Source organism: Candidatus Avelusimicrobium luingense (assembly GCF_902757105.1).
GTDB classification, from domain to species: Bacteria; Elusimicrobiota; Elusimicrobia; order Elusimicrobiales; family Elusimicrobiaceae; genus Avelusimicrobium; species Avelusimicrobium luingense.
Window position 1 is genome coordinate 25,704 of sequence record NZ_CACVTK010000003.1, and the last position, 19,080, is coordinate 44,783.

Annotated in this window: 22 protein-coding genes and 1 tRNA gene; 11 read left to right on the top strand and 12 right to left on the bottom strand. The window is 45.2% G+C overall.

Annotated features, from left to right (window positions below; genetic code table 11):
• From ACQY3H_RS03385 to ACQY3H_RS03410, 6 genes are read right to left on the bottom strand one after another with little or no spacing between them, the layout of a single operon-like run.
• Entirely contained in the window at window positions 1-1,815 is a 1,815-nt protein-coding gene (locus ACQY3H_RS03385; RefSeq protein ID WP_428074875.1) for a ComEC/Rec2 family competence protein, read from the bottom strand.
• Entirely contained in the window at window positions 1,815-2,408 is a 594-nt protein-coding gene (gene recR, locus ACQY3H_RS03390) for a recombination mediator RecR (RefSeq protein ID WP_428074877.1), read from the bottom strand. Before recR ends, ACQY3H_RS03385 begins: the two co-directional genes overlap by 1 nt.
• The gene (gene dnaX / locus ACQY3H_RS03395; RefSeq protein WP_428074879.1) at window positions 2,405-4,168 is read right to left on the bottom strand and encodes a DNA polymerase III subunit gamma/tau; all 1,764 of its coding nucleotides are present in this window, start codon (window positions 4,166-4,168) and stop codon (window positions 2,405-2,407) included. Before dnaX ends, recR begins: the two co-directional genes overlap by 4 nt.
• A 2-nt stretch (window positions 4,169-4,170) precedes the next feature.
• The gene (locus tag ACQY3H_RS03400; RefSeq protein ID WP_428074881.1) at window positions 4,171-4,611 is read right to left on the bottom strand and encodes a DoxX family membrane protein; all 441 of its coding nucleotides are present in this window, start codon (window positions 4,609-4,611) and stop codon (window positions 4,171-4,173) included.
• 13 nt (window positions 4,612-4,624) lie between these two features.
• On the bottom strand, window positions 4,625-5,479 hold the full coding sequence (locus ACQY3H_RS03405; RefSeq protein ID WP_428074883.1) for a hypothetical protein: 855 nt from the start codon (window positions 5,477-5,479) through the stop codon (window positions 4,625-4,627).
• Window positions 5,479-6,543, bottom strand: a complete 1,065-nt coding sequence (locus tag ACQY3H_RS03410; protein ID WP_428074885.1) for a 1,9-bis(guanidino)-5-aza-nonane synthase — start codon at window positions 6,541-6,543, stop codon at window positions 5,479-5,481. Before ACQY3H_RS03410 ends, ACQY3H_RS03405 begins: the two co-directional genes overlap by 1 nt.
• 92 nt (window positions 6,544-6,635) lie before the next feature.
• On the opposite strand from ACQY3H_RS03410, the gene glyA reads away from it, so the two are divergent.
• On the top strand, window positions 6,636-7,883 hold the full coding sequence (gene glyA / locus ACQY3H_RS03415) for a serine hydroxymethyltransferase (protein ID WP_428074887.1): 1,248 nt from the start codon (window positions 6,636-6,638) through the stop codon (window positions 7,881-7,883).
• A gap of 44 nt (window positions 7,884-7,927) precedes the next feature.
• Here the strand turns inward: glyA and ACQY3H_RS03420 are convergent, their stop codons facing one another.
• On the bottom strand, window positions 7,928-8,431 hold the full coding sequence (locus ACQY3H_RS03420) for a type IV pilin protein (RefSeq protein ID WP_428074889.1): 504 nt from the start codon (window positions 8,429-8,431) through the stop codon (window positions 7,928-7,930).
• A gap of 33 nt (window positions 8,432-8,464) precedes the next feature.
• Window positions 8,465-8,908, bottom strand: coding sequence for a type IV pilin protein (locus ACQY3H_RS03425; protein ID WP_428074891.1), 444 nt, complete (start codon window positions 8,906-8,908; stop codon window positions 8,465-8,467).
• Between the two features lie 98 nt (window positions 8,909-9,006).
• Here ACQY3H_RS03425 and ruvA point away from each other — a divergent pair, with 98 nt between their 5' ends.
• The 5 genes from ruvA to ACQY3H_RS03450 are packed head-to-tail and all read left to right on the top strand — an operon-like array spanning window position 9,007 to window position 13,538.
• A complete protein-coding gene (gene ruvA / locus ACQY3H_RS03430) occupies window positions 9,007-9,618 on the top strand; it encodes a Holliday junction branch migration protein RuvA (protein ID WP_428074893.1) in 612 nt (203 codons plus the stop codon).
• A complete protein-coding gene (gene ruvB / locus ACQY3H_RS03435) occupies window positions 9,615-10,637 on the top strand; it encodes a Holliday junction branch migration DNA helicase RuvB (protein ID WP_428074895.1) in 1,023 nt (340 codons plus the stop codon). The genes ruvA and ruvB overlap by 4 nt, the downstream gene beginning before the upstream one ends.
• Before the next feature lie 20 nt (window positions 10,638-10,657).
• Entirely contained in the window at window positions 10,658-11,950 is a 1,293-nt protein-coding gene (locus tag ACQY3H_RS03440) for a SpoIID/LytB domain-containing protein (protein ID WP_428074897.1), read from the top strand.
• A 2-nt stretch (window positions 11,951-11,952) separates the two neighbouring features.
• The gene (queA, locus tag ACQY3H_RS03445; protein ID WP_428074900.1) at window positions 11,953-12,990 is read left to right on the top strand and encodes a tRNA preQ1(34) S-adenosylmethionine ribosyltransferase-isomerase QueA; all 1,038 of its coding nucleotides are present in this window, start codon (window positions 11,953-11,955) and stop codon (window positions 12,988-12,990) included.
• Window positions 12,991-13,007: 17 nt separating this feature from the next.
• Complete coding sequence (locus tag ACQY3H_RS03450) at window positions 13,008-13,538, top strand: type IV pilin protein (RefSeq protein WP_428074902.1); 531 nt, start codon at window positions 13,008-13,010, stop codon at window positions 13,536-13,538.
• Here the strand turns inward: ACQY3H_RS03450 and ligA are convergent.
• The 3 genes from ligA to ACQY3H_RS03465 form a co-directional block, all read right to left on the bottom strand.
• Window positions 13,535-15,517, bottom strand: a complete 1,983-nt coding sequence (gene ligA, locus ACQY3H_RS03455) for an NAD-dependent DNA ligase LigA (protein ID WP_428074904.1) — start codon at window positions 15,515-15,517, stop codon at window positions 13,535-13,537. The two genes, ACQY3H_RS03450 and ligA, sit on opposite strands and share 4 nt — an antisense overlap.
• Before the next feature lie 2 nt (window positions 15,518-15,519).
• Window positions 15,520-15,930, bottom strand: coding sequence for a transcription antitermination factor NusB (nusB, locus tag ACQY3H_RS03460; RefSeq protein ID WP_428074905.1), 411 nt, complete (start codon window positions 15,928-15,930; stop codon window positions 15,520-15,522).
• A gap of 90 nt (window positions 15,931-16,020) precedes the next feature.
• Window positions 16,021-16,473, bottom strand: coding sequence for a type IV pilin protein (locus ACQY3H_RS03465; protein WP_428074907.1), 453 nt, complete (start codon window positions 16,471-16,473; stop codon window positions 16,021-16,023).
• A gap of 55 nt (window positions 16,474-16,528) precedes the next feature.
• On the opposite strand from ACQY3H_RS03465, the gene ACQY3H_RS03470 reads away from it, so the two are divergent.
• From ACQY3H_RS03470 to rplT, 4 genes are all read left to right on the top strand, one after another.
• The gene (locus ACQY3H_RS03470) at window positions 16,529-16,702 is read left to right on the top strand and encodes a hypothetical protein (protein WP_428075264.1); all 174 of its coding nucleotides are present in this window, start codon (window positions 16,529-16,531) and stop codon (window positions 16,700-16,702) included.
• A 77-nt stretch (window positions 16,703-16,779) separates the two neighbouring features.
• Window positions 16,780-17,319: a translation initiation factor IF-3 gene (gene infC, locus ACQY3H_RS03475; RefSeq protein ID WP_428074909.1), complete on the top strand. Its 540-nt coding sequence runs from the start codon at window positions 16,780-16,782 to the stop codon at window positions 17,317-17,319.
• Window positions 17,320-17,421: 102 nt separating this feature from the next.
• Window positions 17,422-17,628, top strand: coding sequence for a large ribosomal subunit protein bL35 (locus tag ACQY3H_RS03480; RefSeq protein WP_428074911.1), 207 nt, complete (start codon window positions 17,422-17,424; stop codon window positions 17,626-17,628).
• Between the two features lie 11 nt (window positions 17,629-17,639).
• Window positions 17,640-17,990, top strand: coding sequence for a 50S ribosomal protein L20 (gene rplT, locus ACQY3H_RS03485; RefSeq protein WP_428074913.1), 351 nt, complete (start codon window positions 17,640-17,642; stop codon window positions 17,988-17,990).
• A gap of 67 nt (window positions 17,991-18,057) precedes the next feature.
• Here rplT and ACQY3H_RS03490 read toward each other — a convergent pair whose 3' ends face one another.
• Window positions 18,058-18,561, bottom strand: coding sequence for a type IV pilin protein (locus ACQY3H_RS03490; protein ID WP_428074915.1), 504 nt, complete (start codon window positions 18,559-18,561; stop codon window positions 18,058-18,060).
• Between the two features lie 245 nt (window positions 18,562-18,806).
• Here ACQY3H_RS03490 and ACQY3H_RS03495 point away from each other — a divergent pair.
• A tRNA-Cys gene (locus ACQY3H_RS03495) sits at window positions 18,807-18,878 on the top strand.
• The last annotated feature ends 202 nt before the right edge of the window (window positions 18,879-19,080 follow it).

Below are 19,080 nucleotides of genomic sequence, written 5' to 3' on the forward strand. Positions count from 1 at the left end.
TTACCACCATGTTTTTACGGTAGCGTTAGTGGATGCGGCAACTGTTTTTTCGTCCGGAAGGACTAAAAACCGCGCTTGCGAACCGATACAAATTTCCCGTGCGTTTGTTTCTACACAATAGGAAATACTTTCATCTTTTCGGCCTGTATATCCCGTATCTTCATACACACGACCGTCTTGCGTTTGTTTAAGTCCCCACGTTGCCCGAACGGTAATTCCGGGCAGCGAAAATGTATCCCCGGGCCACACTTCGTCAAACAAATGGTCTCCTGACAACGGCAATATCAGTTCCGCGCGGGAAATCCCCAACGCCGCCAAAGCACGTTGTATTTTCTCCGGCGAAATTCCCGCATTAAACACAATCGCTGTTTTGCCATTTGTACGAACAATAGCGGCACGGTTATTCCACTCGCTAAGCAAGTAGGCCGTTGGACGATTTTGATACCAACGCCCGCCGAAAAATGCTACCAGCATCACGAACAAACAAGGCACAAATAAGCGACGTGCAAATGTTTTATGGGGAAGTTGGCTGATCCAAAAAAGCCCCACATAATAAGCCACTATACTTCCCGCGTTCCACGCCGTAGCCGAAATAGAAGATAATGAAAAAGAAGCGAAAAATTCCACCAATGTTTGGAAAATTTGTAATCCCCATAAACACGGATAATAAAGAATTACTCCCACGTGTAACGATGCTAAAAACGCATACAAAAACCCAAGCCCCATTAACACGGAAGCCATCGGCACGAGTATCATATTAGACACTAGCCCCATTAAGGAAACGCTATAAAATACGTTCGTGAACACAGGAAGTAAAACAAGTTGGCAGGAAAGTGTCGCCAGAAAAATCTGCGCAAAAAACCGCACTGTTTTTGACCACGAAGCAGGTATGCGGTAATTATTCAAACAAATTACAATCGCAAGCGTGGCCAAAAAAGACATTTGAAAACCGGTATCAAATACGGCAGACGGCGTAATCCCCAAAATAATCAAACACGCCAAGAGCAAACCCTGAAACACACCACTGTTTCTACCCAGAAAATAACCCACGCAGGCACAGCATGTCATCAGATATGCACGCAACAACGGGGCGTCCGCTCCGGCTACCAACGTATAAATGCCTGCCGTCAACAAAGACACAATCAGTAACGGGCGGCGGCTAAAGCCTAATGCAAAACCCAATGCAAGCGTAAGCAATGTTACAAACCCGACGTTCCCGCCCGAAGCCACCAGCAAGTGTATTGCCCCGCTTTGCTGAAAAGCCGCATATAAATCGGCCGGAAATTCCCCGCGTTCCCCCAACAGGATACCACCTGCTATACCGGCAATTTGAGGTGGGAAAGAATCGGTCAGTTCCGTTAATATCTTTTGACGTACCGCACGCACGGCACGCCAAAACCACGCAGCCTTTTTAACAACTGTTACCTGTGAAGTTTTAACTTCGGCATAGGTATGCTTTTGAGCCAGATAAGAACGCCAATCAAAATTCCCCGGGATATCTATTCCGTACGGTTTTTGCAAGCGTCCGGTTAGTTGAAGCGTATCTTTCCATTGGGGCGAAAAATTACCGATGCGCGCATATACACGCCCGGTTGCTTTCTGTCCGTTCACAGAAAACACATCTATAAAAACATTTTGTGTATCTTTTTTAATTACCGGGAAAGTAACTGCTTGACCGGTTAAAGTTACCTCTTTTTGCGGCAAAAAACGCGAAACGTCCTGCGGGGAAATGGCAGGACGATAGAACAAAGATAAACCAATCACAACCGCTACTACCAGCCACAACAGCGGCCGCTTATATACCGACGGATGCATTAAATTTTAGTACGCCCTTTGAGTGAGTACCCAAGCGTCATTTCGTCTATATAATCAATATCGCCGCCAAGCGGTACACCATATCCGATACGGGTAATTTGTTCCACTTGACCGCGCAACAAATCGGCTAAATATAAGGCAGTTGTTTCACCCTCGCTATCCGGATCGGTAGCGATAATAATTTCGCGCACCGGAGGTTGAGCATTTTGTACGCGGGTTAATAATTCACGCACTTTAACGTGTTCGGCGCTGCGTCCGTCTAACGGAGAAATCGCCCCGTGTAACACATGATAAACACCCTTATAGGCTTTTGTTTTTTCAAGCACTTCAATATCTTGCGGATCTTCTACCACACAAATTTGGCTATGATCGCGGTCTTTATCTGCACAGATGGGACATTGTTCCGTTTCACTGTAACAAAAACACGTTTGGCATAATTTAATATCTTGTTTCAAGGACGATAATGCACTGATAAATTCTTCCGTTTCACCTTGTGAAGCACGCAAGAAATACGCGGCAAAACGTTCTGCCTGCCGAGGGCCAACCCCGGGCAAGCGACGCAAAGCGCGAACAAAACGGTCTAAACTTTTCATGCGTTATCCTGCACAACTTCTCCGGAAAACATATCTAACACATCTTTAATTTCTTCCGGGGCTCCGTCGGAAGGTTTGGCTGCATGTACTACTTCAGGCATAGCAAGCGGTTTTTCATCTAAAATTTTAACCGTTTTTCCGACTTTAGTCGCAGACGGTGTTTTTTTCGCCCGTGCGGCTGTTTGGCCGGTAGGAGTATTTGCAGCCAGATTAATAGTTATTTTCCGGCCGCCTAAATCTAACGCGGCTTTCTCTATTTCCGCAATTTTACTTTGGGCCGGAATTTGATAAAACGCTTTTTCTGCCGAGAAAGACATCGTCCATTCATTGTCTTGGAACGACACATCACAATTTAACATGACATCATATACGAACGGACTTTTCTCAAAATACTTCACCATTTTTTCCCACAATGCCTTGTTGGAAAGCGGCATTGCGGAGTTCGCAGCAAATGTAGCCGGTTTTTGTTCAACCGGTGCAGACGATTTGGCGGGTACAGCAGCGGAAGTCGGAGATGAATGTTTAGTAACCGCCTGGCGAGGAGCCGAAGCAACCGGAGTCGGGCGTGAAGCGGGAGAAGCCGTCGGGCGCGCAGTAGAAGGCGGTAAAGCCGCTTGTCCGTTTTCCAACGCTTCCAACCGCCGCACAAAATCGGCAATATCCAAACAACTATCCATCACCGTAAACAAACCGACTTCGGCACTGATAAGCGCGTTATCGGCAAATTTTACTTCTTCGCAAATCTTGTTAATTTTGCGGGATACTTGCGCCAAAAAACCGGGACTTACCTTTCCCAAGACTTCGCTTGCTCCGGCAAAAGGCTCGGCGCCTTGGCCCAACGTAAAATAAAACGCTTCGCCTAACGCATTTTTCAAATCTTTCAAAAAGGAATTGGCATCAAATCCTTCGTTTTTAATAGTTTCAAATACTTGATGCAGCGAATCATTATCTTTTTGAATTAACGCACCGATGGCTTGTTTAATTAACTCATCCGGCGTTAAGCCGAGCATATCACTCACCATTTTTTCGTCAATACGGTTACCGCCGTAAGCAATGGCACGGTCCAAAATCGTAAGAGCATCACGCATAGCCCCGCCAGCGTTTTTAGCAATAATTTTAGCCGCGGCCGGAGTTAATTCTATATTTTCCGCCCCGGACAAATCTAATAAATGCTCGGTAATTTCATCTACTGTCAGCGGGCGGAAACGAAATGTTTGGCAACGGCTGACAATAGTGGCAGGTACTTTATGTTTTTCGGTGGTTGCTAAAATGAAAACAACGTGAGCCGGCGGTTCTTCTATCGTTTTGAGTAACGCATTAAAAGAACTGGCAGACAACATGTGCACTTCGTCTAAAATAAATACTTTAAAACGGTCGCGCGCCGCGGCATACGCCACCGTATCAATAATGGCTTCGCGAACTTTTTCTACTTGTGTATTACTGGCAGCATCTAATTCCAACACATCCATATCGCCGCTTTGGGCAATTTCCAAACACTGGGGACATTTTCCGCAAGGTTCGGCGGTGGGTTTATTATCCGCGTGCCCGGTGCAGTTAAGTGCTTTTGCTAAAATACGGGCGGTAGTTGTTTTACCGCAACCGCGCGGACCGTAAAATAAATAGGCGTGGGCCACGCGTCCTAACTTAAGTGCGTTTTGAAGAGTCTTAGAAATACTTTCTTGTCCGACCATGTCTTCAAATTTTTGCGGACGATATTTATTTGCCAAACTAATATAGGTAGAATTTTCTGCACTTGCCATAATTAACCTCTAAATGTCTGATTTGCGCGGCGTTGCGCGTTTTTATAATCTAAACTGATCTTGCCCGGGCCTAATAACACCGAAGGAAGAAGTGCGGTAACTAAAAGGATAATTAACGCAATATAAATACGGTTGAATTCTCCGGCAAAAAACACAAAACCTACTGCCACTGCGCCTAGCACACTCAGGCCCGATACTAAACGCGTAAACCAACCCAACAGCAACATTAACGATAATAATAATTGCACTACAAGCAGTCCGACACCTACCGTAACAGGCATCGGCACACCCAAGGCGGCAACATTGTATAAAAATCCACGATAATATAATAAACAACCGATAACGGTATATGCTAAAACACTTCCAATAAAAAGCCGCGTTAAAAACAATGTCCATGAGAATGCTTTTTCATCAATTTGACAATGTAAATCTAATTCTGTCATAAAATTCACCGGGTTAAAAATCTACTTCTACCGACATGGAAAAGAAAGTCTTGCGCGTTTCTTCGCGCCGCGGTTCAAACACTTCTACACCGCCGGAAAACGAAAAGGCTCCTTGTTTAAGTGTTAACCCCGCGCTAACGGCTACCGCCGGGCGGCCTGTTTCGGCATATTCATACCGTGCCGCCGATGCATAAGGCGTTAGCAAATACGTCGGGTAACTGACACGCAAGGCCGTAGCCGAACGCAAAAACCCTTGTACCACCGCCGTCATATACGGGATATCTGCCCAACTAAACGAAATACCGGGTTGGACTTGGTTATTATATTGTATCACTTTATGCCACGCGGCTTTCAAGTTCCAGGGACCCACTTCCGTTCCACCCTCTACCCGGACGTTTGTTTCTACTTGTTTGTACGGTTCATCCAACCAAACACCTATGCTGTCTATGCGGGTGCGGGTACGGCCTTGTCCGATACGCACATCTATAAACGGATCTTTGAAAATACCATGGCGGAAAAAAGGATGATATCTCCCCCCCGCAAAATAACTGACGCCCCGGTTTCCTACCGCTTCGGGCAAAAAATACCCTTGCATATATACACGCCAATCATCGGAAAAATCATACGAGCCGCGCAAACCGTAACGATAAGTGGCACCTGTTTCTTCCACATCGGGAGCATCCGATTGACGGTAAAATTCATACGACGGAGTAAAAATAAAATTGTTATCTAAATCCCACACGTACGTTCCGCGTACGGCAGAATAACCGCGTTCGCCGTTTACACCCAAAAAACTGAGCTGCCCGTAGCATAACGCACACGGGCAGATCAGTAAGATGAAACTTAACAACGCAGTTTTAAGTTGCATTATTTTTTGCGGGCTTTGGCGATTTTAGCGTCTTCGTCTTGTAAGAATTTTACATAGTTAGACGCTTTGCGTTTTTTCCACGCCCCTTTGTGATAACCGTAACCGATAATCAGCGGGATAAGCGTGGTGCATTCGCCATACACCATTTGTTCAAGCGCGGTAGAAACTTTCCCCCAAGAGGAGGCTTCTTTTAAGGTAGAACCGGAGAGTGCCCCGTCGCGCACGTCGGCTACCGTAATTTGTACCGCATATTTGTGCATCGGAATTTCCGCGCCTAAAATTTCAGCGGCCACTACGGTATCTTGCGCAAAGTTTTTCGGCACGCCGCCCGACCACATCATAAGGCCCGTTTCTTTGGCTTTAATTTTGATTTTGGTCAGTTCCAAGAAATCTTTGGCACTGTCAATGGACACATGGGCACCCGGATGTTCCGTTTGGTGCGCTACAAAGCCGAACCCGGCCGAGCAGTCGCTAAACGCAGGAACAAATATCGGCACACCGTGTTTATACGCGTTATAGACGATAGAATCTTTACCTTTTTTATTTTTTTCCAACCATTTACCCATTTCCCAAATAAATTCGCGGGAAGAATAAGGGCGGGGCTCTAAATAATTGCAGATTTTGTGGATGGTTTCATCGCAATTTTTGAGTTGGTCTTCGTCAATATAGGTGTCGTAGATGCGGTCAATGTGCAAATCGCGCAGCAAGTTATCGTCTTGATTGTAAGGAGTACCGATATAATGTTTATATCCTAAGGCTTCAAAGAAGTCTTGGTCCACGATATTGGCTCCGTTGGAAACGATAGCATCTACCATGTTGTTTTGAATCATATCCACCACTACTTTTTTCATACCGGCGGATACTAAAGACCCAGCAATACACAAAATAACCGAGCATTTCTTATCGGAAAGCATCATATTATATATTTTGCTTGCTCTGGCCACTTCGCGCGACGCATAGGCCATACCCTCAAACGCTTCTACCATGGGGACCACATTGTATTTTTTCATATCAATGTGTTTGATGGTGTTTTTGAGGAAGTCTTTTTTTGTCAATTTTGCCATTTGTTTTCACACCTCTTGCTGAATTTAACTTCTATTTAGTAAATTATAGTAAATAACGTAGATTTTTCATAGTAAAAAATCAAGGAGTTTTTATGTATCCCGATTTGCACAAAACCGATCCCGAAGTGTTTAACGCCGTAGAAAAAGAACTTGCCCGCCAACGCGAGCGTATTGAACTGATTGCCTCGGAAAATTTTACCTCACTTGCCGTCATGCAAGCGCAAGGCTCGGTGCTGACTAACAAATATGCCGAAGGGTACCCTGCCAAACGTTATTACGGCGGATGCGAATATGTGGATATCGTGGAAACACTGGCCCGGGAACGCGCCAAAAAATTATTCGGAGCCGAACATGCCAACGTGCAACCGCACTCCGGAGCGCAAGCCAATATGTCGGTTTATTTTGCGTTATTAAAACCCGGTGATACGGTGCTGGGGCTAAACCTTTCCCACGGCGGGCATCTTACCCACGGTCACCCGCTTAATTTTTCCGGCAAACTTTATCATATGATTGCCATGAACGTGCGCAAAGATACCGAAGAAATTGATTACGACGAAGCCGCCGCGCTTGCCAAAGAACATAAACCGAAACTCATTTTGGCGGGAGCCTCTAACTATTCACGCGTGTTTGATTGGAAACGCTTACGCGAAATTGCCGATAGTTGCGGTGCGTATTTAGCATGTGACGTGGCGCATTATGCGGGCTTAATTGCCGCCGGGGAATATCCTTCTCCCGTACCGTATGCAGATGTGGTTACCACGACGACGCACAAGACTTTACGCGGGCCGCGCGGCGGGCTGATTTTATGCAAAGAAAATTTGGCCAAAGCCATTGACAGCGCCGTTTTCCCCGGCGTGCAAGGCGGGCCGTTAATGCATGTGATCGCCGCCAAAGCGGTATGTTTCGGTGAAGCGTTAAAACCGGAATTTAAGACGTACCAACATCAAGTAAAACTAAATGCTGCCGCCCTTGCGAACGCGCTTAAAAAACGCGGCTACCGGCTGGTAGCGGGCGGCACCGATTCGCACGTCATGTGTGTAGATTTACGCTCTAAAAATATGACGGGAAAAGTAGCCGAAGCCGCGTTAGATAAAGCGGGCATTACGGCTAACAAAAACACGATCCCGTTTGATCCGGAAAAACCGTTTGTAACCAGCGGACTACGTTTAGGAACACCGGCGGTAACTACGCGCGGAATGAAAGAAAAAGATATGGAACAAATTGCCGCGTTTATAGATGATGCACTTGCTCACCATGATGATGAAAATTACTTGGTGCAAATTGCGCAACAAGTAAAAACTTTCTTAGAGAAATTCCCGCTGTACGAAACATTGAAATAAGAAAAGACTTTACAAAAAACACCCCGCTAGCTACGGGGTGTTTTTTACGGATATATCCAACGCAAATAATCGCTACCCGTCTCGCTCGGGGTTGCCAGGCCCGTTTCAGCCTTACATATTTTATTAACCAAATGGGAAGTGTCTGTCGTATAACCGATACATTGTTGCTCCCCTTCCCCTTCGGAAAAAGCCATCCCTTTTCCTCTTATCACCATATAACAACTCACTCCCCCGGTTTGCCATAAAACGCAATGCCCCCACGAGAAATTGCGATGCGGGCGATTAACGCCTGCATTAAAATCATCTGTTTCACTGATGTATGCGGGTGTATCCACATCCAACTCATCATAAGAATGTGCATAATCGCCATTGTTCATATGATATATCTGTTGGGCTTGCGCCAAGGTATGCGCCAACGTTCTGGCTTGTACGAAACGACTTTTCGCTACTGCTTTTTGATATTGCGGTAAAGCCACACTCGCCAATATACCGATGATTAGAACGACTACCAATAATTCTATGAGTGTAAATGCTTTTATGTTTTTCATACAAAATTCCTTTATGATGCTACGGTGTTACTTTTACAATTTGATAATCCAATAACTGCTATCCAACGATCCGCCGGCAGGAGTTACATTAAACACCGTCTTGCAGTCCTTTTCGGTTCCGCGACAATAAAGCGTACCGGCCGGGTTTCCTTCAAAATAAGGAGTGCTTCCGTCCTTTGTAATAGCATAACAACAAGCACCATCGCAATTATGACAATGAAACCGATAAAACCCTTCGGGGATTTCTATATCCAACTCGCTTATATCGGTAGTACGTTTTCCGTTAGCCATTTCATAAACTTGCTGGGCTTGATGGATTTTTTGGAGCATAAGAATGGCTTCCGTAGCGCGCGATTTCTTCACGGCTCTTTGATATTGCGGCAACGCCACGCTCGCCAATATACCAATGATTAAAACTACTACCAATAATTCTATGAGTGTAAAACCGTTTGCTCGGGTTGACGTTATTTGTTTCATATATTCCCTTTTTCTACTAGTAAAAATCTTGGTTATATTATACAAAAACCGTCCAAACAGCAAGGACCGATTTAGACCAATTATGCTAAAATAGAGAAATGATAGTTTATCTGCAAGGTAAAATTTTAGAAGTCAGCGACGGTAGCGTCGTCGTCTTGTGTAACGGGATCGGATACGAGGTGAATATCACTAAAAACTCCGCGCAGGAACTCGTTGCCGGACAAGAAGTGGTGCTTTATGTAGCGGAATCTATCTCGCCGTACGACGGCACCATGCTCTACGGTTTTTTACACAAAGAAGACAAAGAGTTATGGCAACTGTTCCGTGACGCTATCCCCAATACAGGAGCCAAAAAAGCGTTAGATTTACTAAATAAAGCCTTGCGTTCGGTGGCTGATTTTCACCAAGCCATTATTAAGCGCGACCCTAAAATTTTAACGGGCATTTTCGGTTTTACGTCCAAAACCGCGGAAAAACTGATTAACGCCTTGAAAGATAAAATGGATACAATTACCGTTCAAGGTGAAAGCAAAATTAAAGTGTTGGATGATGCGCCGTACTTATCTAATGTATTAGAAGCGTTAGGGGCGCTGGGTTATTCCGCTACGGAAGCGCGCCGTGCGTTAGACACCTTGCATACACAAGGAATCGGCCCGAACGAAAAAATTGAAACGATTATTAAAGAAGCCTTACGGGTGCTGAAAAAATGAGCAATCAAAACGAAATTTTAGACGTTACCCAACTGCCTGACGAGTCTGCCGGACTTGAAGCCGCGCTTCGCCCGGCGACGTTAGATGAATTTGTCGGGCAAGAAAAATTAAAAGACAATTTACGCATTTTTATCAAGGCCGCCAAAACCCGCAAAGAAGCGCTGGACCATTGTTTGTTTTATGCCCCGCCCGGTTTAGGTAAAACCACGCTTGCTAATATTTTAGCGCATGAAATGGGCGTCAATATCAAAGTAACGTCCGGCCCGGTGCTGGCTCGCCCCGGCGATTTGGCCGCCATGCTCACGACCGAACTGGCCGAAGGCGACATCTTATTTATTGACGAAATACACCGCTTAAATCCCGCCGTAGAAGAAGCCCTTTATCCGGCGATGGAAGATTTTACGTTTTTTATCAACACCGGCAAAGGCGCCGGATCTACCACCTTAAAATTAGCCGTTCCGCGTTTTACGCTCGTCGGTGCGACAACCCGCTCCGGTCTTTTAACGGGGCCGCTTCGCGACCGCTTTGGCATTGTGTTTAATCTCGGTTTTTACGAAACGCCGGAAATTACCGATATCTTGGAACGCTCTGCGCGGCTGTTAGATATTTCCGCCGAGCGCGAAGGTCTTACCGAACTGGCCAAACGTTCCCGCGGCACGCCGCGTATCGCCAATCGCTTACTGCGCCGCGCGCGCGATTTTGCCCAAGTAAAAGGAAATGGTATCATCACGCAACAAATTGCCCAAAGTGCCATGGATTCTTTAGATATTGACGCCGAAGGATTAGACAGCGTGGATAAACGCATTTTAGAAGCCCTGATTGACCGCTTTGGCGGCGGCCCGGTAGGCGTAGAAAATTTAGCCATCGCCGTTTCCGAATCTATTGATACGTTAACAGACGTCATTGAACCCTTTTTAATTAAAGCCGGATTTATTGCACGCACCCCGCGCGGGCGCGTGGCGACGCGCAAAGCCTATGAACATTTAGGCCGTAAATTGCACGCCGATTTATTATTTTAATTAACGTAAAATTAAACCGCATGAAAAAAGAACTTCGGGTATTTTATGTCGCTTGTTTGGCCGCGTTAGTAAGCGCGGCGTGTATGGTTCCTTCCGCAAAAAAAGCGCAAAAGGTACCATCCGGCACGTCGGCGGTAAAGGCAGAAACCGCTACCCAAAAAACAACTTCCACCGCACCGACATCTTCGGCAGAAGCAACCGAACAAGAGCCGCCCGCACAAGCACCCGCGGCGGATCAATCGGCTGAAACAAAGGCATTAAAAATCGTGCGCGTGTTGTTGGCCGACAATCAATCGGAAACAAAAATCGAACACTCGGGGCGCGTTTATATTTACACACAAAATTTAGATAAAAAATATAAAGTATCGTCGGAAGGGACGTTATCTGTACGTTTTGCGGGAAACGGGAAAGTGCAAGTCGGCACGTTAAAAAGCGACCAACCCATTATCATTGAGCCCGCCAAAGAAACACTTTTAACATGGAGCGGAAATATTTATAGCGGAAAAATTTTTGTTGTCCCCGCGCAAAACACTTTTATTCTGGTGGAACACGCCGATTTGGAAACATACTTATATGGCGTGCTTCCATACGAGATGAGTTATTCGTGGCCGGCCGAAGCGTTAAAAGCGCAAGCGGTAGCCGCGCGCACATACACCTTGCGCACGTTAGAAACCGTTAAAAACAAATACTTTGATTTATACAGCGACGTGCGCAGCCAAATGTATAAAGGCGGCGGCAAACAATATCCGTCGGTAAAAACCGCCGTGGACGCAACCAAAAGCCAAGTGCTTATGTATAACGATAAACTCTTTTATACATATTATCACGGTAATTGCGGCGGTGGGACCGACGATGTAAAAAGTTGGAACGAATCGGCCCGCACCATTAAACCGCTTTCCGGCGCATCTTGCGCGTACGATTCACACTCTAAAACATACAGTTGGAAACAAGATATTGCGCACAGTAAAATTTTGAATTATATGAAAACGGTGGGCCTCACCGGAAAATTAAAAAATATCCGGATTACCCAACGTACCAAAACCGGCCGCGTTACCCGTTTAGCCGTACAAACCAATAAAGGGGTAAAAATTGTAGCGTGCAATCCGTTACGTTTAGCCATCGGGCTGAAAAGTTGTAAGATTACCAAAATGCAAGTGGATTCGTCGGTCGTGCACTTTGCCGGACATGGCTACGGGCATGGCGTGGGCATGTGCCAAGACGGGGCCAACGGCATGGCCAAAGCCGGTAAAACATACGAACAAATTTTGAAGAACTATTATCCAGGGGCCAAACTGACCACCCTGAAAAAATAATTATGGCTTTTGAACGATTCAAACAATTAGACCTTGATCCATTAATTGCAAAACAACCTGCTACTCCGCGCGACAGTTCGCGCCAAATGGTTTTACACCGAGACACACACACGATTGAACACCGTATTTTCCGTGATATCCACGAGTATTTTAATGCGGGCGACGCTCTTGTTATCAACAACACAAAAGTTTTCCCCGCAAAACTTTTTGCCCATAAACCTACCGGCGGCAAGGTGGAAGTGCTGCTTGTCCGCCCGACAACAAATCCCCGCACATGGGCAGTTTTAACACGTGATTATAAAGAAGGTATTACGTTAGACTTCGGCGACGGACTTTGTGCAAAAGTGCTAGGTAAAACCGACGCCAATGAAGCCATTTTGGAATTTAATACAGATGATATTTTGCCGTTTTGCGACGCGCACGGTTTAATGCCTTTACCGCAATATATTGAAAAAGCCCGCAAACACAGCGGGATGAGTGCGAGTATTGAAACTGATAAAGAACGCTATCAAACCGTTTATGCCAAATATAAGGGATCTATTGCCGCTCCGACGGCAGGTTTTCACTTTACCCCGGAATTACTGCAAAAATTAAAAGATAAGGGTGTGCAGATTTGTTACATTACGTTACATGTGGGGTGGGGAACATTTAAGCCGCTTCGCGGAGAACCGCAAGACCACAAAATGCTGGCCGAACTCGGCGAGGTTTCCCCCGAAACGGCGGATACGTTAAATAACGTGCGCGCGGCGGGAAAGCGTGTTTTTTCGTGCGGGACGACCAGCACGCGCACGCTGGAAAGTTTTACGGACGAAAAACATATCACACATGCTGGCAAAAAATGGACAGATTTGTTTATTTATCCCGGTTACAAATTCAAAGCCATTGATTGTTTGATTACCAATTTTCACTTCCCCGATTCCACGCCTTTGTGTATGACAAGTGCGTTTGCCGGCGAAGATTTTATTTACGAAGCATACTTGCAAGCCGTAGAGAAAAAATACCGTTTTTACTCATTTGGCGACAGCATGATGATATTATAACGTATAAGGAGATCTGTATGAAAAACAACAAAGCGTTTACACTCATAGAATTACTGGTCGTTGTACTCATCATCGGCATTTTGGCAAGCGTAGCCTTGCCGCAATATCAAAAAGCGGTAGAAAAATCAAAGGGCGTACAGGCGTTGACGTTAATGCGTTCTATCAGCCAAGGGGTGCAACTATATTATATGGCTACGGGCACATATCCTGCCTCATTGGCTGATTTAGATATAGAAATGCCCCCATCTTGGACCGATACGGAACACGTTATAGTCGTTCAGCAAGGGGAATATCATTCATCTAGCGATTGGGCGTTGCAATGGGAATTAGCCGGTTCAAAATATTTACGCATAGAACGGTTAAAAGGCCCTTATCGCGGAGCCGGATTCCAATGGACAGTAACTAGTTCCGTTGCAGAATTTCAGCAACAAATAATATGTATTGAGCCCACTTCTGTCATAAGCCAGGCGGGAAGTTATTGTGAAAAATTATTTAAAGGAACACTTAAAGAAAATAATTACGGAACCCGCGCTTATATTTTGCCTTAAATTTTGCCAATCAGTTTCAAAAATTCTTCTTCAGTAAGAACGGGGATGTTTAATTCTTGCGCTTTTCGCAACTTGCTGCCGGCAGCGGCCCCGGCGACTACATAAGATGTTTTTTTAGATACGGTGCCGCTTGCTTTTCCACCGTACTGCAAGGCCAAACGTTCGGCTTCGGAACGCGTCATGGTTTTAAGTTCCCCCGTGAACACAAGCGTTTTCCCTTCCAGCACATTGCCCGATTTTTCTTTTTCGGGTTGCGTAAAATTGAGTCCGACAGCGCGTAATTTTTCAATTTGCTCCAAGGCTTTTTGATCGTGAAAAAAATCGTAAATACTTTGGGAAACTTTTTCTCCCACGTCGGGGATATGTTGCAAATCATCTAACGTAGCATTTTTCAAATTGTCCAACGTATGAAAATGATCCGCTAATACTTCGGCTGTTTTCTCGCCGACAAACGCAATACCGAGCGCAAATAATAATTTCGCCAACGTGCGTTTTTTGCTTGCTTCAATAGCCTCTAATAAATTCTGCGCTTTTTTATCCTTAAAGTTCGGCAGTTGTAATAAATGGAAAAATGATAAATGGTAAATGTCGGCAAATTCCGCAATCATTTCCAGCCGCAATAACTGACCGACTACTACTTCCCCAAGGCCGTCAATATCTAGCGCATCGCGCGAAGCAAAGTGAACAAGGCGCGCGTGTAATTGCGCCGGACATGTTGGGTTAATACAATAATAACCCACTTCGTCTTGTTCCTTATATACAGGGGCTCCGCATGACGGACAGATGACAGGCGGCAACGCTTCTTGCGTGCCTACATGTTCCACCACTTTAACCACTTTGGGAATCACTTCTCCGGCGCGTTCAATAATTACGCGGTCACCCGCGCGCACGCCGAGGCGTTTGATTTCATCAAAGTTATGCAAGGTTGCGTTGGAAATAATTACCCCCGCACAAGGGACGGGCTCCAACTCGGCCACCGGGGTAATAACACCGGTTCTTCCGACGGAAGAAATAATATTCTTCACTAGCGTAGTGGCTTGTGGGGCGGGATATTTAAACGCCATGGCCCAACGCGGGCTGCGCGCCGTAACCCCTAAAATTTGTTGTTCCTGAAATTTATTAACTTTTACCACTAACCCGTCCACATCAAACGGCAAATTATGGCGCGACTCACTAAATTGATTATAAAAACGGATAACATCCGTAATGTGCGAAACCTGGGTGCGCACCGGGCAAACGGAAAAACCCCATGCGCGGCATAAGTCAATAAACGCACTGAAACTATCGGCAGAAATGTTACCAACGCCAAACGAATGGGCAAAAAATTTTAAGGGACGTTTGGCGGTTAAAGATGCATCTTTTTGACGTAAAGATCCGGCGGCGGCGTTGCGCGTATTAGCAAAAATATTTCCGCCGTTTATTTCCTGTTGGGCATTTAATAAAGCCAAATCTTTTTTATCTAAATAAATTTCCCCGCGAATTTCCAACGTGCCTTGCGGCGCATTTGCCAACTCGTGCGGGATATTTTTTACCGTCAGCACATTGGCGGTAATATCTTCGCCGACTTTGCCGTCACCGCGGCTGGCGGCTTGTACCAACTTGCCGTTTTCATAAGTAAGCGAGCAGGACACCCCGTCAATTTTCCCTTCAATAACCATCTCAAAATTATCTTTTCCCAACAATTTAGCGGCTCGCTCGTGCCATTCGCAAATGTCTGCGGCGTTGTACGAGTTATCCAACGACATCATGGGAATTTTATGCGTTACCGCACTAAACGCTTTGGACGCTTGCCCGCCAACTTTTTGGGTAGGAGAATCGGGAGTAATAAATTGCGGATATTGTTTTTCCAACTCTTGCAAACGGCGAAAAAGTTCGTCGTATTGCGTATCAGATAAGACGGGATTATCTTGGTTATAATATAAATCGCTGTGAAAACGAATTTGTTTTCGCAACTGTTCAATTTCGTCTTTGGGTTGCATTTTTATTTCCGTTCTTTTTTGAGTTGGTCTAAAAGGCCGTTAATAAATTTGCTGGAATTTTCCGTAGAATATTTTTTGGCTAGTTCAATGGCCTCGTCAATAATCGCGGGGATCGGTGTTTTTTCCGGGCTGAAAACCATTTCGTAGGTGGCCATGCGTAAAATAGCACGATCCACGGCCGACATACGCGCTACCGTCCAATTTTTAGCATACGATGAAACCATTTTATCAATTTGCGGTAAGTGTTCCCGGGTACCCTGTACAAGTTCTTCACAGAACGGGAAAACATCTCCGAGTTCTTTTTGGAAACCGTCGGTATAATGTTCTAACGTATCATTTTGCGACGATTTCAAACTATCGGCATAATAGAGCGATTGTAAGGCACATTCCCGGGCCATTCTTCTGCTTTTCATAGTTCCTCTTACCGTTATGGAGTTACTTTATTTTAGCAAATTTTACGTCGTTGTGCTGAAGTGAATTTTAGCATAAATATACTATGCGCGCTACAACTGTTGTGCGTATGCACACATTTTTGCATCTGAAGGTTGCGAGGTGCTGTATGTTCCGCAAATAATGTTTGTTTCTCCGGGATTGACATAAATATAATAGCGAGTCCCTTGCGGAAGCCGTTGAGCAATAGCCCCCGCCGCCTCCCCGCTCGTGTGCCGGACATCATAGGCAAAATCCGTTGTTTTGGTTCGTGCACGTCCGGAATATGTATTTGTCACTCCGCGAATTTCAATATCTAAATCATCCAGTGTTTGGGCATATTCGTTATTGGCTAAATAATAGGCTTCGTTGGCTTTGGCAATTTGACGCACTAATAATACTGCTTCACTCAAACGCGCCTTTTCTACCGCTTTTTGATATTGCGGCAAGGCTACGGCCGCCAAAATACCGATAATCAGTACAACTACCAATAACTCAATAAGTGTAAATGCTTTTGTGTTTCTCATAAACTAATTCCTTTTAATTTATTCTATAAAATTTCGGTTTTAGTATAATATAATTATGAAACAAATACTGATAATGATGGCGTTGTTAGGGTTAGCCGCCTGTGCTTCCCCCGAAAAAAGACCGTTGGTCGGGGCAGATCGGGACGCACACGGGTGTATCGGTTCTGCCGGATATACATGGAGCGAAACATTACAACAATGCGTGCGCCCTTGGGAAGTAAATAAATAGTCATTTGACACTATATTTGCCAACTTAGTATAATAATAAAGTCCCCAGAGGGGACATTTTTACCAAAAGAAAATTGAATGGCAAGATTTGATACTAGAAGAGTGTACAAGCAAGACTTGTACTGCCGTAACCAAAATATTCGCGCGGACGAAGTACGCGTCATCAATTCGGATGGCACCATGTTGGGTGTTTTTCCGACGCGTGAAGCCATTGCGATGGCAAAAGAACAAGAGTTGGACTTAGTGGAGATTTCTCCAAACGCCCAACCTCCTGTCTGTAAAATACTAGATTACAACAAGTATGTTTATGAACAGGGAAAGAAGGCCTCGGAAGCCAAGAAAAAACAAGCGAAAGTGTCGCTGAAAGAATTGCGTATTAAATCACGCATTGCGCCACATGATTTGGAAGTAAAACTTCGTCAAATTGAAGAGTTTTTACGTAAGAAAAACCAAGTTCGCTTTGTAGTGGTATTCCGCGGGCGCGAAAACCAGCACAAAGATCTGGGTATCCAGATTCTCAACGACACGGCCAAACGGTTAGAACCGTTAGCAACCGTGGACGGCGGCCTGCAACAGTTGGGCAACCGTATGAGCATGACCTTTGTGCCTAAAAATTAAAACCGATTTTTCGGCTCTTTTTGTAGTGACTGCGTTCGGGGCTTGACCGGCTCCCGCCGCAGGTTGTGTAAATAAGAGCCAATTTAATAAAGGAAAATAAAAATGCCTAAATTGAAAAATCACGCAGGCGGTAAAAAGCGTTTCCGCAAAACCGCCACGGGTAAATTCACCCACAGAAAAGCCGGCAGAAAACACTTGCTAACGCCTGTTTCTGCCTCGCGCAAGCATGAAATGCGTAAGACTGGGGTTATCACGCCTGAGTCTAACAAAGGGAAGATCTTGAAAAAATATCTCCCCATGGCTAAATAAGAGGTTGAAACATGAGAATTAAATTCAGCGTTCCCAGACACGCAAGAAAGAAAAAAGTATTGAAAAGAGCCAGCGGCTATTACGGAGATAAATCCCGCCGCTTGCGTATGGCTACGCAGCAACTCGGTAAATCCGGTGTGCATGCGTATGTTGACCGCAAAGACAAAAAAACCACCTATCGCCAAACGTGGATTATGCGTATTAACGCCGCGGTACGCGAAGAAGGGTTGTCTTACTCTAAATTCATCAGTGGCTTAGCCAAAGCGAACATCACGCTTAACCGCAAGATGCTCAGCGAAATGGCCATTAAAGACCCGGTGTCCTTCAAGAAATTGGTGGACGTGGTCAAAGCCGCCAAATAGTTTAGTAAGTGCAGGCAAAAACAGCCACGTGAAAGCGTGGCTGTTTTTTTATGAAAAGTTATACTTGTTAGCGTTGATAGATTTTATAAACGCGACACGCACCCAACATACAACTGCTTTGCGAATGGAAAGTCCCTAGGCTGGCGCAGAGTTTATCATACCGCGACCCTTGCACGGTGGTAGCCGCCGTGCAAAACACACCACCGGGGGTCATCGTGTCATTCAGATAATGAATAATATATTCGTTTTTCAAAGTGGTATTGTTGGAACATTGTACTTCTTGCTGTCCATACAAAATACAACGGCCCCAATCAAAATTAGCCTGATTGCCCGCAATACTGGTGGCCGGGACATCAATAGATAATTCGTCAAAATCGGTGGCGTAAGATCCTGTTGCCATATAGTGCGCCTCGTTGGCATCGGCGAGACTTTTGGTTATCGCCATTAAATTGGAAAACCGGCTTTTATCTACCGCTTTTTGATACTGAGGGAGCGCGACCGATGCCAAAATACCGATAATCAAAACTACCACTAACAGTTCTATTAACGTAAATGCTTGATTGTTTTTCATCTTGTTACTCCTCAGATACTATATTTATAAATATAGCAAAAAACAATGTTAAGTTTTACCTTTCACAGACAAAAAAATAGGGGAAGCCTCGCTCCCTACGGAGCATCCCCGTCCATAACGCGGGTTTCTTTGGCCTTCCCCTATTGCTAGTATAAGTGGTTTTGTAAAAATTTCAAGACCTAATTTTGAAAATTTCCGCAATACGTCTTTTTTTGGTATAATAGATATATAATTAAAGTTGTTTTGGTGCGGTGGCCAAGTGGTAAGGCGTCAGTCTGCAAAACTGATATTCGTGGGTTCGATTCCCGCCCGCACCTGATTTTTATGAAATAAAAACCGCCGAAAGGCGGTTTTTTGTTTCATAAATCGGGCGTGGCAGCAACACCAACTGCTTGGTGTTGCGTCGGGAAGCGAAAGGCGCAGCGATGTACGAGTTTTGCCGTTAGGCAAAGGCGAGTACCGCGAGCCCGGCCTGCAGAAAAATTCCGTCAGGAATTTTATCGGAAGGCGATATCTGCC